The sequence below is a fragment of the Erythrobacter sp. BLCC-B19 genome, assembly GCF_028621955.1.
Lineage (GTDB): Bacteria > Pseudomonadota > Alphaproteobacteria > Sphingomonadales > Sphingomonadaceae > Erythrobacter.
Genome location: NZ_CP117516.1, coordinates 2,577,626 through 2,594,362 on the forward strand (window position 1 = coordinate 2,577,626; position 16,737 = coordinate 2,594,362).

General features: G+C 63.8%; 13 protein-coding genes. 10 read left to right on the forward strand and 3 right to left on the reverse strand.

Going from position 1 to position 16,737, the window contains the following annotated elements; genetic code table 11:
• Positions 1-82: 82 nt before the first annotated feature.
• The 3 genes from PS060_RS11985 (at position 83) to chrA (ending at position 5,716) form a co-directional block, all read left to right on the forward strand.
• Complete coding sequence (locus PS060_RS11985; protein WP_273983430.1) at positions 83-2,113, forward strand: alpha/beta hydrolase family protein; 2,031 nt, start codon at positions 83-85, stop codon at positions 2,111-2,113.
• Between the two features lie 18 nt (positions 2,114-2,131).
• The gene (locus PS060_RS11990; protein ID WP_273983431.1) at positions 2,132-4,234 is read left to right on the forward strand and encodes an alpha/beta hydrolase family protein; all 2,103 of its coding nucleotides are present in this window, start codon (positions 2,132-2,134) and stop codon (positions 4,232-4,234) included.
• Positions 4,235-4,396: 162 nt separating this feature from the next.
• Complete coding sequence (gene chrA, locus PS060_RS11995; RefSeq protein WP_273983432.1) at positions 4,397-5,716, forward strand: chromate efflux transporter; 1,320 nt, start codon at positions 4,397-4,399, stop codon at positions 5,714-5,716.
• A gap of 14 nt (positions 5,717-5,730) precedes the next feature.
• Here the strand turns inward: chrA and PS060_RS12000 are convergent, their stop codons facing one another.
• Positions 5,731-6,444, reverse strand: a complete 714-nt coding sequence (locus PS060_RS12000) for a M15 family metallopeptidase (RefSeq protein ID WP_273983433.1) — start codon at positions 6,442-6,444, stop codon at positions 5,731-5,733.
• 149 nt (positions 6,445-6,593) lie between these two features.
• Between PS060_RS12000 and apaG the strand changes: the two genes are divergently transcribed.
• Entirely contained in the window at positions 6,594-7,007 is a 414-nt protein-coding gene (apaG, locus tag PS060_RS12005) for a Co2+/Mg2+ efflux protein ApaG (RefSeq protein ID WP_273983434.1), read from the forward strand.
• Positions 7,008-7,046: 39 nt separating this feature from the next.
• The gene (locus PS060_RS12010) at positions 7,047-7,835 is read left to right on the forward strand and encodes a LysR family transcriptional regulator (RefSeq protein WP_273983436.1); all 789 of its coding nucleotides are present in this window, start codon (positions 7,047-7,049) and stop codon (positions 7,833-7,835) included.
• A 3-nt stretch (positions 7,836-7,838) separates the two neighbouring features.
• Here PS060_RS12010 and PS060_RS12015 read toward each other — a convergent pair whose 3' ends face one another.
• Together PS060_RS12015 and PS060_RS12020 are read right to left on the reverse strand one after the other, a co-directional pair.
• Positions 7,839-8,396 (reverse strand): hypothetical protein, encoded by a 558-nt coding sequence (locus PS060_RS12015; protein ID WP_273983438.1) that lies wholly within the window; start codon positions 8,394-8,396, stop codon positions 7,839-7,841.
• Positions 8,397-9,161: 765 nt separating this feature from the next.
• Positions 9,162-10,877 (reverse strand): ATP-binding protein, encoded by a 1,716-nt coding sequence (locus PS060_RS12020; RefSeq protein ID WP_273983439.1) that lies wholly within the window; start codon positions 10,875-10,877, stop codon positions 9,162-9,164.
• 382 nt (positions 10,878-11,259) lie between these two features.
• Between PS060_RS12020 and rpsL the strand changes: the two genes are divergently transcribed.
• From rpsL to rpsJ, 5 genes are all read left to right on the forward strand, one after another.
• Complete coding sequence (rpsL, locus tag PS060_RS12025; RefSeq protein ID WP_006831873.1) at positions 11,260-11,631, forward strand: 30S ribosomal protein S12; 372 nt, start codon at positions 11,260-11,262, stop codon at positions 11,629-11,631.
• 150 nt (positions 11,632-11,781) lie between these two features.
• Positions 11,782-12,252 (forward strand): 30S ribosomal protein S7, encoded by a 471-nt coding sequence (gene rpsG, locus PS060_RS12030; RefSeq protein WP_273983452.1) that lies wholly within the window; start codon positions 11,782-11,784, stop codon positions 12,250-12,252.
• Positions 12,253-12,363: 111 nt separating this feature from the next.
• Entirely contained in the window at positions 12,364-14,496 is a 2,133-nt protein-coding gene (gene fusA, locus PS060_RS12035) for an elongation factor G (RefSeq protein WP_086739463.1), read from the forward strand.
• Between the two features lie 95 nt (positions 14,497-14,591).
• Entirely contained in the window at positions 14,592-15,782 is a 1,191-nt protein-coding gene (gene tuf / locus PS060_RS12040; protein WP_017665147.1) for an elongation factor Tu, read from the forward strand.
• A gap of 390 nt (positions 15,783-16,172) precedes the next feature.
• Positions 16,173-16,484 (forward strand): 30S ribosomal protein S10, encoded by a 312-nt coding sequence (gene rpsJ / locus PS060_RS12045; RefSeq protein ID WP_017665146.1) that lies wholly within the window; start codon positions 16,173-16,175, stop codon positions 16,482-16,484.
• The last annotated feature ends 253 nt before the right edge of the window (positions 16,485-16,737 follow it).

Genomic DNA, 16,737 nt, shown 5'->3' on the forward strand with positions numbered 1-16,737 from the left:
CGCGCGGCGATCCATCGCAAGCCCCTTGCCATTCCAGCGCCAAATCATAGGCTTGGCGAATCAGGGAAGCACGGGGGTCGATGTGAAATCTTATGCACGGGCGCTGGCCGGTTGGGGGCCGCAGCTGGTCATGTGCTTCGGCCTGGCGCTGGCGGGCACGCCGGCGGCAGCGCAGGAGGCCGCCGCACCTGCGCCAGCCCCCACCCAAACCGCCACCACCGATACCGCTCCGCCCGAAATCCCCACCGCCCACTTCGCTGGCCGGTCGGCCTTCTGGGACGCGCAGCTTTCGCCCAATGGGGCGATGCTGTCCTTCATGCGCCGCCGCGAGGGGATCGCGCAGTTCCTTGTCACCGGGGTCGATGACAAGAAGATCATCCGCGCCTTCACCACCGATCCCGACGACCAGTTCGAATGGTATCGCTGGGTCACTGACGACAAGATCCTGCTGTCGCTGTCGCGCGCAGGCACGTTTTTCGGCGAGGATGTGCGCTACACCCGGCTGGTTCTGATCGAACTGTCGAGCGGCACCATGTCGCCGATGTTCAACCGTTCGGACGTGGTGCAGGGCGACAATGTGATTCACGTCGCCGAGGACGGCAGCTATATGCTCGTCGCGATCCAGAAGTCGATCTACGATTACCCTTCGGTGATGCGTCACGATCTGGTGGCGAACGGCAAGGTCACCACGGTCGAGCCCCCGCGCGACGGGGTGTGGAACTGGACGGCGGACGACGAGGGCAATGTCCGCATGGGCACCGGCTGGAAGGACGGGCGGCTCAAGATTTTCTACCGCTCGCAGCCCGGCGGCAAACTGGAACTGATCGCCCGGCTGAAGGAGGGCGAGAAGACCGAAGGCTATTGGGACGCGCTGCAAATCCTCAACGGCTCGGACGAAGGCTATGTCCTGTCCGAAGGGGAAAGCGGGCGGGTCGGCCTCAGGCGCTTCAACTTCGCCACGCGCGAGACGGTCGAGACGATCTATGAACATCCCGAATGGGACATCGACCGCGTGACCCTCAAGGACGGCAAGCTCTATGCCGCCTACTACACCGCCGACCGCGACGAGGTGCATTACTTCGACGAGGCCGCCGCCAAGCAGCACGCGCGCATGAAGAAGGCCTTGGGCGATGTCGAGGTGTGGGTGCCCAGCCGCGCCAAGGATGGCGCGCGGATGCTGGTCTATGCCGGGAACGAGGCCGATCCGGGCGTGCTCTACCTGTTTGAACCTGCCGCGCGACGGATGGAGGAAGTCTCGCAGCTGCGCCCCGCGCTCGATTTCAACGCGCTCGCCCGGCCGAGGCCAATGCAATACACCGCGCGCGATGGCACCGTGATCCGCGGCTATCTCACCCTGCCGCGCGGGCGCGCGGCCAAGGGGCTGCCGCTCATCATCATGCCCCACGGCGGGCCTTACGGCATCCGCGACAAGCTTGAATATAACGACGAGGTGCAGCTGCTCGCCAATCGCGGCTATGCCGTGCTGCAACCCAATTTCCGCGGCTCGGGCGGCTATGGCGATGCCTTCTTCGAGCTGGGCACCGGGCAGATCGGGCGCAAGATGCAGGACGATCTCGACGACGCGATGGACTGGGCGGTGAAGGAGGGGCTGGCAGACCCTGCGCGGGTGTGCGTCGTGGGCAGTTCCTATGGCGGCTATGCGGCGATGTGGGCCGTGCTGCGCAATCCCGAACGCTACCGCTGCGCCGCCAGCTGGGCGGGCGTGACCGATCTGGAAAAGCAGCTGCGCTATGACGGGCAATCCTTCACCCGCGGCGGGTTCAAGCGCTGGAAGGACCGGGTGCGCGGGGCGGGCGTGACCGAGGTCAAGACCGTCTCCCCCGTCGCCCGCGCCGAAACCCTCTCGCGCCCGCTGCTGCTGGCGCATGGCACCAAGGACGTGGTGGTGCCCTTCAGCCAGTACAACCTGTTCGAGAAAGCCACCCGCTCCGCGCCCGTGAAGCCCGACACGCTGGTGATCAAGGACGAAGGCCACGGCTTTTCCAAGGCCGAGAACGAACAGCGCTGGTATGACGCGCTGGAGGCCTTCCTCGACAAGCACAATCCGGCCGACCCGGCACCGGTGGCTGTCGCAGCGCGCACGGGATCCTGAGCGGTGGAGAGGGCAGCAATGATCCGGCGCAACAGCTTGCCGAGCCGGTTGGCGGCGCTCGCGCTTGGCGCTGGCCTGACGCTTGCGGCAGGAGCGCTCGCCGCGCAGGACGAGGGGCCGCCGCAGGAAGCCGCGCCTGCCCCCGCAGCGGCATCCGCGCCCGCGCCCGCCACCACCCGGCTTGCCGATCTCGCGCCTGCGCCCGATGCACTGGTGCCGCCGATCATCGCCACTGACGTTTTCGCCGAGCGCCGCGCCTTCTGGGGGGAGTCGCTCTCGCCCGATGGCACGGCGATGTCCTATCTCCAGCCGATGTCCAAGGGCCGCACGCGGCTGGTGGTGGTCTCGTCGGACACCGGTCAGCCGATCAACGCGATTGTGTTCGGCGATGGCACCCATGTCGACTGGACGCGCTGGATCAGCCCTGACCGGATGCTGATCAATACCTATGCGCGCGTGCTGACTGCGGGCGGATACATCCTGCCGATGAACCGCCTGATGCTGGCCCATCCGCGCGAGGGCAAGGCCGAGTTCCTGGTCGAGAATGCCCGCGGCCTCAATGGCGGCAAGGTGCTGCACGTCGCCCCGGATGGCGAGACAGCACTCATTGCCCACCGCGGCGATGGGCGGCTGTGGCAGCCCAGCGTGTTCCGCTACGAACTGAAGCCCGGCGGCGCGGTGACCAAGGTGATCGAACCCAAGGTCGGCATCACCCAGTGGATTGCCGATGATGCGGGCGTCGTGCGGGTCGGCATGGGCTGGCGCCAAGGGGCGTGGCAGATCCAGTACCGCGCCAGCGAGGCCGACAGCTTCAAGCCGATCGCCCGGATCAGACCGGGCAAGACCGACAGCTACTTCGATGCGCTCGCGATCATCAGCGGCACGGGCAAGGGCTATGTGCTCGACGAGGGCGATAATGGCCGCGTCGGGCTGAGGGTATTCGATTATCTCACCCGCGAAGTCACCGAGACGATCTACGAACACCCCCAATGGGATGTCGATGATGTCTGGATCGAGGACGGCAAGCCCATCGCTGCCTTCTACACCGATGACCGCGAGCAGGTGGTGTGGCTCGATCAGAGCTACCGCGACAGCTACGACAAGCTGCGCCAGGCGACCGGTGCGGCTGACCTGTGGATCTCCGCAAGGTCCGACAGCGGCAAGCGAATGCTGGTACGGGCCGGGGCCGAGGATGACCCGGGCGTGCTCTACTTCTACGATGCCGAGGCGCAGTCCCTGAAGGAGATGCTTCAGACTCGTCCGGCGCTCGATTTCCGGGTGCTCGCCAAGCCCCAGCCGATCACCTACATCGCGCGCGACGGCACCCCGATCCGGGCCTATGTCACCCTCCCGCGCGGGCGCGAGGCGAAGAACCTGCCGCTCATCATCATGCCGCACGGCGGGCCTTTCGGCATTCGCGATTCGCTGCGTTACGACGATCAGGTACAATTGCTCGCCAATCGCGGCTATGCCGTCTTGCAGCCCAATTTCCGCGGATCAGGCGGATATGGCGAGGCGTTCTACAACCTCGGCAATGGCCAGGTCGGCCGCGGGATGCAGGATGATCTCGACGATGCGATGGACTGGGCCGTGGGCGAAGGGCTGGCCGATCCGGCGCGGGTCTGCGTGGTGGGCGGCTCCTACGGGGGCTACGCCGCCTTGTGGGCGGTGCTGCGCAACCCTGAACGCTATCGCTGCGCCGCCAGCTGGGCAGGGGTGACCGATTGGGACAAGATGCTGCGCTATGATCGCCGGGTGCTGACCCGCAGTGCAGGCAAGCGCTGGACGGCGCAGATCGAAGGCGAGGAGGAGCTCGATCTCAAGGACGTCTCGCCCATGCGCCGCGCGGCGAGCCTGTCGCGCCCGGTGCTGCTGGCGCACGGCACGCTCGATGACAATGTGCCGATCGAACAATATGTCGACATGGAGAAGGCTGCCCGCGCGAGCGGCGCACCGCTGACGACGCTGGTGATCGAAGGTGAGGGACACGGCTTCTCCCTCGCCGCCAACGAGAAGCGCTGGTACGACGCGCTCGACCAGTTCCTGCGCCAGCACAACCCTGCCGATTCTGCCGACCCTGCCGAACCGTCACCGGCAGAGGCGGCAACGGCAGCGGAGTAAGGCCCGCCGCGCCGCGCGCCGGATTTGCTCTTGCTGGCGCTGGCCCGGCCTTCTAGAAATCGCGCGCACGGGGTAAAGCAACCTCCCGTCCAGGCCGAGACAAGCCCAAGCGTTGCCTCGTAGCCTTGCCGGTGTCGGCAGGGTGCATTGTGCGAGGTTGAATTGGCATCTCTGGCTTCTCCCCCTTCTGTAACCTTTCCTGATCTTCTGCGGGCCTTCACCCGGATCGGCTTGCTGAGTTTTGGCGGGCCTGCCGGGCAGATTGCGCTCATGCACCGCGAGCTGGTGGATGAACGCCAATGGATCGCGGAGGAGGATTTCCTCCACGCGCTCAATTTCTGCCACCTGCTCCCCGGCCCTGAAGCCCAGCAGCTGGCCACCTGGATCGGCTGGCGGCTGCATGGCTGGCGCGGGGGGCTGGCAGCAGGATTGCTGTTCGTCATCCCCGGCGCGCTCATCATTCTGGCGCTGTCGGTGCTTTATGCCATTGCCGCCAATCTGGCATGGGTCGCGGCGCTGTTTCTGGGCGTGAAGGCGGCGGTGCTTGCGATAGTGGTGCAGGCGCTGCTGCGGATCGCGGGGCGGGCGCTCGATACCGGGCTGAAGCGCGCGCTGGCGGCGGCGGCCTTTGCCGGATTGTTCCTGTTCGATCTGCCCTTTCCCCTGATCGTGCTGGGCGCAGGCGTGATCGGCATGGCGGTTGCGGCCGTGCGTCCCGATCTTCTCGCCATCAAGCCTGCCGCCGCCAGCGCTTCTGTGCCCGGCCGGCCATGGCGCAGCACGTTCCTTTCGCTCGCCGTGTGGGGCGCGGTCTGGGCCGCGCCGATGGCGCTGATCGCGGTCACGCTGGGGCAGGATCATGTGCTGTGGGAGATCGGCGCGTTCTTCTCGCAGCTGGCGGTCGTCACCTTTGGCGGCGCCTATGCGGTGCTCGCCTATATGGCGCAGGAGGCCGTGCAGGGCTTCGGCTGGCTGCGTCCGGGCGAGATGGCCGATGGTCTGGGGCTGGCCGAAACCACGCCGGGGCCGCTGATCCTGGTGACGCAGTTCGTCGGCTACCTTGCCGCCTTCCGAGCGCCCGAGCCGTTCTCGCCGCTGGTGGCGGGCTTGCTGGGGGCGGGCCTCACGACCTGGGTGACCTTCGCCCCGTGCTTTGCGTGGATCTTTGCCTTTGCGCCGTGGATCGACCGGCTGGGGCAGGCGGTAAGGCTGAAAGGCGGGCTGGCGGCGGTGACGGCGGCGGTGGTGGGCGTGATCGCCAACCTCACCGCATGGTTTGCGCTGCACGTGCTGTTTGCCGACGTCGGCCAGCGGCAGTTCGGCCCCTTGCGGCTCTACTGGCCCGATCCGGCGAGCTTCGATTGGCGCGCCGGGCTGCTGGCAGGGATCGCGGGCGTGCTCGCGTTTGGATTGAAGTGGTCGGTGCTGCGCGTGCTGGCGGTTGCGGGGCTGGGCGGCTTGGCTGTGGGTCTGGCGAGCTGAACCGCCGGCTCACCTCACCCCGCTGTCACATCCTCAAGCGCTGTGTCCATGATCGGATAGCGCCGCCACTCGGCCCAGTCGTAATGCCACCATTCGTTGGGGAGGGGGATAAAGCCCTCGGCGACCATCCATTCCTCCAGCATCCGGCTGGCGGCCAGCGCCTCTGGCGGGGCGGCGGTGTTGGAGCGGTAGGCGGCCGGGGTGAAGTCATCATAGGGGCTGGGCATGGGCACTTCCACGCCATTGCGGTGCAGGCTGAGGTCGATCGAGCAGCCCCTGTTGTGGCGCGATCCGGTCGCAGGGTTGGCGACGAATTCGCGGCTCTCGGGCGGGGTTTCCTCCCACATCATTTTCGTGATCCGCCACGGGCGATAGGCGTCGAAGATGAGGAGGCCATAGCCGGCGGCCTCGGCGCGGGTCTGCACCTTGGACAGCGCCTCGGCGACCGGGCGCTGGGCGACCGCGCGGGCGACGGGATAGAGCGTGCGGCCCATGAAATTGGCGGGCGTTGCATAGCGGATGTCGAGCTTCAGGCGCGGGTCGTGCCGGGCAAGGTCGACCAGATCGGGCCTTGCGGTAGCCGCAGGGTCGTGGGGAAGGGCGAGCGGGGAAGGGGGCTCGGCAAGGCTTCGCGGTGTGCAGGCGCCAAGCCAGCCCGCCAGCGCGCCTGCACCCAGCGCGCCCAATGCCCCGCGCCGTGAAAATCGGCCGCTTCCGTTTCCGCTCATCGTGCCCTGCGCTCCTTGTCCGAACGACGCATAGGCGCAGCGCTTCGGCGCGCCCACCATGAAATCCGCATGAGGCGCGGGATACAGGCGGGGTTAAGCGCGTTGCCCCTCTTGTGAGCGCATAAAGAATCGCTAACCTTGGAGGCGTCATGAAAGAGTTCTTCCAGCACGCCGCCACCACCGACGGGGTCACCGTGAGGGTCGCCGTCAACTACCTGCCGGAGCAGTCGCATCCCGAGGCGGGCAAGTGGTTCTGGGTCTATCACATCCGCATCGAGAACGCCTCGCACGAGCCGCTGCGCCTGCGCACCCGGCACTGGCGGATCACCGACGGGCGCGGGATGGTGAACCATGTCGATGGCGAGGGTGTGGTCGGCGAACAGCCGCTGCTCGCTCCGGGCCAGAGCCACGACTACGTCTCGGGCTGCCCGCTGACGACGCCGTTCGGCTCGATGGAGGGCTTCTACACTTTCGAGCGTGCCGATGGCTCGCCGGCCGAAGTGCGCATCCCCTTCTTCCCGCTCGCCGCGCCTGAGACCGCCGAGGGCCGCACGCCGCGCTGACCCTTGCGGTAAGCGGCTGGCGCGCCTAATTCACGCGCCGTGAAGCGCACCCACTTGCCCCTCAACGCCCTGCGCGTGTTCGATGCCGCCGCGCGGCACCTCTCCTTCACCCGCGCTGCGGACGAGCTGGCGGTGACCCCGGCCGCGGTCGGCCAGCAGATCCGCGCGCTCGAGGATGTGCTGGGCGTCGTCCTGTTCCGCCGCACCTCCAAGGGGCTGGAACTCACGCCCGAGGGCGAGGCGGGGCTTGATCCCTTGCGAGAGGGGTTCCTCAGGTTCGAGGAAAGCGTCGCCGCGATGCAGGCGGGGCAGGCGTCCGATCGCTACACCATCGCCACCCCGCGCGAATTCTTCGCCGAATGGCTCGCCCCGCGCCTTGCCGTGTTCCAGGCGGGGACGCCGGGGGTGCAATATATCCTCGCGCCCGACGAACACGCCGACTTCACCGAGGCGAACCTCGATCTCGCGATCCGGCTGGTCGACGGGCCGGGCGACTGGCAGGGGGTGCAGCTCGCGCCTGCCATGCGCGTGACCGTCGCCGCGCCCGAATATCGCGATGCCTGGATCGACTGGCCGGGGATGCCGCTGCCCGATGGCGTGAACCCCTGCATCCGCGCCGGATCGCCCGGACAGGCGCTCGCCTCGGCGCTCGCCGGAATGGGCCGCACGATCCTCCCGCTGGCGCTGGCCGAGGCGGCGATCGCGCAAACCCGCCTCACCGCGCTCACCGAGCCCGAGCCCGCCCAGCGCGCCTACTGGCTCCTCGCCCCTGCGCCGCAATGGCGCTCGAAGAAGGTCAAGGCGCTGGTCGCCTACCTCGCCGGCTGAGGGTTACGCCTCCGCTTCCGCATCATCATTCGGCCACCGCCCGGTGATCTCGTGGTGGACCCGCTCCCACAGCCAGTGGCCGCGCTTCACCTCCCGGCTGTCGACCATAAAGCGCGAGCGGTGCTCGAGCACCCAGCAGATCATCGAATTGGCGCGCGGGTTGTGCGCGCCCTGGTGGATCGCCCGCTCCATCGCGCAATCCTCAAGCCGCAGCCGCCCCCATTCGAGCGCCGCGTCCCACGCCCGCCGGAAATCCTCCGCCCCCGGCCGCTCGCGCAGCTTGTAGAGCGCCTCGATGCTCTTGCCGACCTTGGTCGCCGCCTGCTTGACGATGCCCGTCATCGCCAGCTGATAGATGAAGGCGCGCTGGACCTCCGGCGTGATCGAATTGCTCCGCGGCCGCCTGTGGCAATAGGGCCGGAAGTCGAGCAGCGGATCATCGTCGGGAATGAGCATCTCCGCAAACGCCACCCGCGAGGTCGCCTGCCGCGTGTGCCTGCGCTTGTTGACGAGCAGCGTGTCGCGGGGCGGCGGGGCGGGGGAGGGGGTACGCTGTCTCATGACGCAGGGGGAGATTGCAGGTTTCGGGGGAGTAGGAAAACCTAATCGCCCCTCCCGCTCGCGCGAGGGTGGGGCGGAGCCACAAGGCCGAGGAGGCCCACCCCGCTGCGACTAGCCAGCAAGCTGGCAAGTCTCGCTCCCCTCCCGCAAGCGGGAGGGACGATCAACGCCACAAATCCCCCTCCCGTTCACGGGAGGGGCTAGGGGTGGGCGCGGAGCCACTAACACCGCGTGTGGCGATGAACCGGCGCGGAGCGCCGCAAGGCCGACCGGCCGCCGCGCCTTATGGCGCGTAGCCAAGCGGGCCGGACGGCCCGCGCCCGGCGCCTGAGGGCGAAAACAAAAGACTCGCGGAGCCACAACGCCAGCGTCCAACCCCCCTTCGTCTCCCCGGACTTGATCCGGGGCCCCGCTTTCTTCGGGTTCACGCAAAGACGCGAGGACGCAAAGAAGGCAGCGCGCGCCACCTCCTGCACCGCGTCATTGCGAGGCCCGCAAGGGCCGCGGCAATCCATGGACCGAGGTCGCGGTATGGGGCGAGGACAGGTCATGGATTGCCACGCCTTCGGCTCGCAATGACGAGAATGGGGAGCCACCACCCCCGCGTCCAACCCCGCCCTGCCGGTGGCAAAAGCGAGCGCGCGCAGAGCGCTCTCGCTAGTGTAGAACAGCGGGCGGAGCCGGGCGCGCCGGTTCTCGGCAGGGTTGCAGACGGTGACCCGGAGAGACGGGAGGGCGTGCAAGATAAATTGTGGTGGAATGACGTTAATTCTGGCTGCGGATAAAATTGACGAGCGCGGTCACCCTCTGGTCAAGATCCAACACCGACCAGTCAACAGGATTCTTGGTTACCGCTTTCGCGATTGCAAGCTTATCAAATCCATCTGCCTGCACTTTTCCATCTGTTTTACGATATTCAAGAGGTTTGCCGAATTTATGGCGAGCGCCCGATAATCGATCGCAATTTCGGTGTACTTCTTTAACTGCCATTTCACGAATGTCGTAGGAAACATAATTCTCGATCTCTCGACCATCTGTCACCCACGAGTAGCCTCCAATCCTGTTTACCTCTGACTCAACTCGGGTCTTCGTGGTCCGAAGTGACTGTCCCGCTGCACCCAGGTCGCTGTCAATAAGAATGGCAACCGATCGGTTAATCGGTAAAAGTTGTATAAAGTCGTTAACTTGATCGTCATCGACCGTAAGGTGACTGAGAAGTCGCCCGCCATAAAACATTATACTGTATTCAATGCCTTCGCGAAGGGATGGATCTTTTTGTGTTATCCAATGTTTCAAGTATATGCGATCAGAGGGGCCTTCAACCCAGACAATGCAATTTGATTGCAAAAGGTCACTTGCACGATATCCAAGTTCACGACAGGCTTGTCGTCTTTCCTGATTGGTAAGAAGGGGGTAAACCCTTGCTGACCCATCGATTGCTGAAACGCCAAAAACTTTCGCGTTCGGCGTATCAATTATAACCGGAGAGTGAGTAGTTATAAAAAATTGTCCATCGACCTCGTTCGTTAAGAAGTGCATTAACTTCCTCTGAAACTCGGGATGCAAATGAGTCTCGGGTTCCTCCAAGAGAACGATTTTACCTTGGTTTAGGATGATCTCTGCGGCCAACATGAATAGCTCATGGACGCCCGAGCCGAGCGCTTCTAGGGGCCGCAAGATGCCATTGGCCGAGACGTTTATCGTCGAGAGGTCGTGAGGGATCTCGATTTCGAGATCTGATATTTGGGTTATCTCGCGAATAAAATGCGTAAGTTTCGCGAATATTTTTTTCTGGTCTTGATTTTCATATGTTGGATTTGAGAATTTTATCAAATCGTTCGTGATATGATCTGACCCGGTTAAAGTTTCGTATTCTGATGAGAACTCACGCAACTTAGTTTTTACCTGCCTGAAAGCAGGAACGTACTTTGTTTCAGATTGCAATTTGTAGTTTTCATATATTGCGGAAAATACTTCCGCCATTATGTCAGATAGACTTCCTCGATTTTTGTTAATGGAATGAGCGATCGCCTGAGCCTGATTCGCATCGATTTCCGATAAATCCTGATTGGGGACGAATACCTTTCTCCCACTATCTGCGGACACAGTAAGAGAAATTCTTAGGTATTCTCCGCCAATACAGTTTGGCAAACTTCGAAAAAACGAAAGCATCTCATCCTTTTGGAATGGCCTTGAAAACGGAAATCGGTTAACGAGAAATCCTTCTTCCAATGGAACGAGAAGACTGAAATGGGTCGCTTCGCCGTCATATAGAAGTGGGCGATTTACCGCGCTGAGAGATGGCGGAGATCCTCTCTGCACGTTTAGCGTGGGCACCAGAAAATCTCTGACATACCGTAGGATGTTCGATTTTCCTGAATTGTTGGCGCCAATGAAGACGTTAATTTTCCCGAGGGGCCCAACGAGGTCTGGTTCTGAGCCAAAGTTTCGGAACCGAGAGATATCAAAGCCGTAAAGCATGCTTGCAGAATTGCTCTTTCTGGCCGTTCCCGCAACTGTCGTGCCCTAATTGCCCACACCCTTGACCCCCCGCCCAAACCCGCCTAAGGGCGCGCATCCTTTCGGGGGTCTCCCTCGGAAAGCGAGCTGAACATTGGCGGCCTCGTCTCTCTCCAGCAGAGGGGCAGCCGTCAAAGTAACCCGGTGGCCGAAGGGCCTGACCATGTGGGTGGAGCGTTTCGGCTTGGACGTCATGCCGGCTTCGGCCGGTTCTTTCCCGCTGGCAATGTGCTGGCGGCGAGCGGTCCCGGATCAAGTCCGGGATGACGGCTGAGGCCAACGCACTCTCTCCCCCATCGTCCGGCACCCGTGCTCACCATCAACCTGGTGAAGTGAGAACTTAATGCCGACGATCAACCAGCTGGTCCGCAAGGGCCGCGTTCCGCAGAAGGCCAAGAGCAAGGTCCCTGCGATGGAACAGAACCCGCAGAAGCGCGGTGTCTGCACCCGCGTCTACACGACGACCCCGAAGAAGCCGAACTCGGCGCTGCGCAAGGTGGCCAAGGTCCGCCTCACCAACCAGCGCGAAGTCATCAGCTACATCCCGGGCGAAGGCCACAACCTGCAGGAGCACTCCGTTGTGCTGATCCGCGGCGGGCGTGTGCGCGACCTTCCGGGCGTGCGCTATCACGTGCTGCGCGGCGTCCTCGACACGCAGGGCGTGAAGGACCGCAAGCAGTCGCGCTCGAAGTACGGCGCCAAGCGGCCCAAGTAAGGTTCAGGCGCGGGTTCGGCACGTTCCCCCACCCGGCTACCCTAACGAGGTAGGCATTTGGGTGGCCGGCCAAAGGGCCGGAGAACGGAGCGGGCCGGAGCCGCAGGGCGCTCACGGAGGTGAGCGACCACTCCGAAGGAGTTTTCAGATATGTCACGTCGTCGTCGTCCCGAAAAGCGGGTCATCCTGCCCGATCCCCAGTACGGGGATCAGATCCTGTCGAAGTTCATGAACAACCTCATGCTCGACGGTAAGAAGGCTGTTGCCGAAAAGATCGTCTATGGCGCGCTCGCCACGGTCGAAGCCAAGGCCAAGGCCGATCCCATCCAGCTGTTCCACGATGCGCTGAACAACGTGAAGCCGCAGGTCGAAGTGCGCAGCCGCCGTGTCGGTGGTGCGACCTATCAGGTGCCGGTCGAGGTTCGCCCCGAGCGTGCCCAGGCGCTCGCGATCCGCTGGCTGATCAATGCCGCGCGCGGTCGTCCGGAAACCACCATGGCCGCGCGTCTGTCGGGCGAGCTGCTCGATGCGGCGAACAACCGCGGCAACGCGGTGAAGAAGCGCGAAGACACGCACCGCATGGCGGATGCGAACCGCGCGTTCTCGCACTACCGCTGGTAAACCCTCGCGGATTGTGGGCAGCCGGGGGACGGGGTCTTCCGGCTGTCACAATCTTCCCTATATGGGGCCGTGCCGCACCCCGGCGGCCCTCTCATACCTAAGGAACCTGATATGGCCCGCGAGTATCCGCTGGAGCGCTATCGCAATATCGGCATCATGGCGCACATCGATGCCGGCAAGACCACCACGACCGAGCGTATTCTCTACTACACCGGCAAGTCCTACAAGATCGGCGAAGTGCACGATGGTGCCGCGACGATGGACTGGATGGAGCAGGAGCAGGAGCGCGGCATCACCATCACCTCGGCGGCGACCACGACCTTCTGGACCGCCGAAGATTCCTCGATGGACCCGATGAGCGATCCCGACGCGCTGCGTGAGGGCCAGCCCAAGCACCGCATCAACATCATCGACACCCCCGGCCACGTCGACTTCACCATCGAAGTTGAACGCTCGCTGCGCGTGTTGGACGGTGCCGTCGCGGTGTTCGACGGCGTGGCCGGCGTGGAGCCGCAGTCCGAAACTGTTTGGCGTCAGGCCGACAAGTACGGCGTCCCCCGCATGTGCTTCATCAACAAGCTCGACCGCACCGGCGCGGATTTCTACTACTGCGTCCAGTCGATCATCGATCGTCTGGGTGCCAAGCCGCTTGTTCTCTATCTCCCGATCGGAGCTGAGAGCCAGCTGCAGGGCGTGGTCGACCTCGTCAACAACCGCGGCATCGTCTGGAAGGACGAGAGCCTCGGCGCGAAGTACGAGTTCATCGAAATCCCCGCTGACCTCGCCGACAAGGCCGCCGAATATCGCGAGCGCCTGATCGAGCTCGTCGTCGAGCAGGACGACGAGATCATGGAAGCCTATCTCGAAGGCAACGAGCCCGATGTCCCGACGATCAAGAAGCTGATCCGTCAGGGCACCATCGCGCGCGCCTTCGTGCCGGTGACCTGCGGCTCGGCGTTCAAGAACAAGGGCGTGCAGCCCCTGCTCGACGCCGTGGTCGACTACATGCCGTCGCCGCTCGACATTCCGCCGATCAAGGGCGTGCTGCCCGACAGCGATCAGGAAGACGAGCGTCCTTCGAGCGACGATGCGCCCTTCGCGGCGCTGGCGTTCAAGATCATGAACGACCCCTTCGTCGGCTCGCTGACCTTCACCCGCATCTATTCGGGCAAGCTCACCAAGGGCCAGGTCCTGAACTCGGTGAAGGACAAGAAGGAAAAGATCGGCCGCATGCTGCTGATGCACTCGAACAACCGCGAGGACATCGATGAGGCGTTTGCCGGCGACATCGTCGCGCTGGCCGGCATGAAGGACACCACCACCGGGGACACCCTGTGCGATGCGTCCAAGCCGATCATCCTCGAGCGCATGGAATTCCCCGAGCCCGTGATCGAGCTTTCGGTGGAACCCAAGACCAAGGCCGACCAGGAAAAGATGGGCATCGCGCTCAATCGTCTGGCGCAGGAAGACCCCTCGTTCCGCGTGTCGACCGACCACGAAAGCGGTCAGACGATCATCAAGGGCATGGGCGAACTCCACCTCGACATCATCGTCGATCGCATGCGCCGCGAGTTCAAGGTCGAAGCCAATGTCGGCGCGCCGCAGGTGGCCTACCGCGAATACCTCGCCCGCGAAGTCGAAGTCGATTACACCCACAAGAAGCAGTCGGGCGGCTCGGGCCAGTTCGGCCGCGTGAAGGTCACGGTCACCCCGGGTGAACGCGGCCAGGGCGTGATCTTCGAAGACCAGATCAAGGGCGGGAACATTCCGCGCGAATACATCCCGGCGATCGAAAAGGGTTTCCGCGAGCAGGCCGAAAGCGGCCACCTCGTGGGCTTCCCGATCATCGACTTCTCGATCAAGCTGACCGATGGTGCCTACCACGACGTCGACTCGAGCGCGATCGCGTTCGAAATCGCCGCCCGCGGTGCCATGCGCGAAGTTGCCCAGAAGTCGGGCATCAAGCTGCTCGAACCGATCATGAAGGTTGAAGTCGTCACCCCCGATGACTACCTCGGTGACGTCATCGGCGACCTCAACAGCCGTCGTGGCCAGATCCAGGGCACCGACACGCGCGGCAATGCCCAGGCGGTCGAAGCCTTCGTGCCGCTCGCCAATATGTTCGGCTACGTCAATGAACTGCGTTCGTTCACGCAAGGGCGTGCGCAGTACACCATGCAGTTCTCGCACTATGACGAGGTTCCGGCCAACGTCGCAGCCGAGGTCAAGGAGAAACTTGCCTAAGCTGCCTCGGCAGTCTAGGGGCGGCGCCTGATTCTGCGGGTGCCGCCACTCTCCCGCGAACACACAGTTTTCATCCAAGAAGGTACACCAGAGAAATGGCCAAGGAAAAGTTCCAGCGGAATAAGCCGCACTGCAACATCGGCACCATCGGTCACGTTGACCATGGCAAGACCACCCTGACCGCCGCGATCACCAAGGTGATGGCTGAAACCTACGGCGGCAGCGCCGTGGACTTCGCCAACATCGACAAGGCTCCGGAAGAGCGCGAGCGCGGCATCACCATCTCGACCGCGCACGTCGAGTACGAATCGGCTGCCCGTCACTACGCGCACGTCGACTGCCCGGGTCACGCTGACTACGTGAAGAACATGATCACCGGTGCCGCCCAGATGGACGGCGCGATCCTGGTCGTGAACGCCGCTGACGGCCCGATGCCCCAGACCCGTGAGCACATCCTGCTCGCCCGTCAGGTCGGCGTGCCGGCGCTGGTCGTGTACATGAACAAGGTCGACCAGGTTGACGACGAGGAAATCCTCGAGCTCGTCGAACTGGAAGTGCGCGAGCTGCTGAGCTCGTACGACTTCGACGGCGACAACATTCCGATCGTCAAGGGTTCGGCTCTGGCCGCTCTCGAAGGCCGTGATGACAACATCGGCAAGGACTCGGTCATCGCCCTGATCGAAGCCGTCGACAGCTACATCCCGCAGCCCGACCGTCCGGTCGACAAGAGCTTCCTGATGCCGATCGAAGACGTGTTCTCGATCTCGGGTCGCGGCACCGTGGTGACCGGCCGTATCGAAACCGGCATCGTGAACGTCGGCGACGAAGTCGAAATCGTCGGCATCAAGGACACCCGCAAGACCACCGTCACCGGCGTGGAAATGTTCCGCAAGCTGCTCGATCGCGGTGAAGCTGGCGACAACGTCGGCGCCCTGATCCGCGGCGTGGCCCGTGAAGAAGTCGAGCGCGGCCAGGTTCTCGCCAAGCCGGGCACCGTGACCCCGCACACCGAGTTCTCGGCCGAGGTCTACGTGCTGTCGAAGGACGAAGGTGGCCGTCACACGCCGTTCTTCGCCAACTACCGCCCGCAGTTCTACTTCCGCACCACCGACGTGACCGGCGAAGTGATCCTTCCCGAAGGCACCGAAATGGTGATGCCGGGCGACAACGTGACCATCGGCGTCAAGCTGATCGCGCCGATCGCCATGGACGAAGGTCTGCGCTTCGCGATCCGCGAAGGTGGCCGCACCGTGGGTTCGGGCGTCGTCGCCAAGATCACCAAGTAAGGTGTTGCTCCGCTAAGGGGCGAAACTGAACATGAAGAGGCCCGGCGCTCTCACGAGCTGCCGGGCCTTTTTGTGTGGGAGTGCGGTCAGGAAAAGTGGGAACCACTTTTCCGGTTCGACCGCGCGACCAAAAAGGGCAGGGCAGGGCGCCTTTTTGGCCCGAAATTGCAGTCGTTTCACGGTCATGTAATTTTCGGTCGGAACGCCCTTGCCAGAATCCAACTCGCCCCGTATAGGCGCGCATCCCTGACGGAGATTCGTCTCTCGACGGCACGAGTTTTGAGGAAGGCCGCCCGCTCACGGGAAACCGAAGCAAGCGGGGCGGTCTTTGTTTTTGGGAAATGCCGGGCAACCGGTTGCTCCTTGGCTCTTTCGCATCGGTAGTAGGACATGGAAGCTCAGAATATCCGTATTCGCCTCAAGGCGTTCGACCACCGCGTTCTCGACCAGGCCACTGGTGAGATCGCTGACACGGCCCGCCGCACCGGCGCGCTTATTCGCGGCCCCATTCCCCTGCCGACGCGTATCGAGAAGTTCACCGTGAACCGCGGCCCGCACGTCGACAAGAAGTCGCGCGAGCAGTTCGAGGTGCGCACCTACAAGCGGCTGCTCGACATCGTGCAGCCCAACGCCCAGACCGTGGACGCGCTGATGAAGCTCGATCTGGCTGCCGGCGTGAACGTCGAGATCAAGCTGGCCTAAGGCTAGCCGAAATGCCCCTCGCTTCGGCAAGGGGCCTCTATCGTTGGGGCCATAAGCGCCCCGCCTGACGATAGGGTGGATACCGCCGGAGAAACTCTCCGGGCTGCGTCCCCCGTCTCGCTTCCAGCGGCCACCCGGCCAGCGGAGGCACTCAGCCCGGACGGGGCGATGCATCAAATTATGGGCTGAACGGGGCCGCAGGCGCATTTGTGTCTGCGGTCTCACACGCACCTGGCGGATGGTCTGTCAGGTG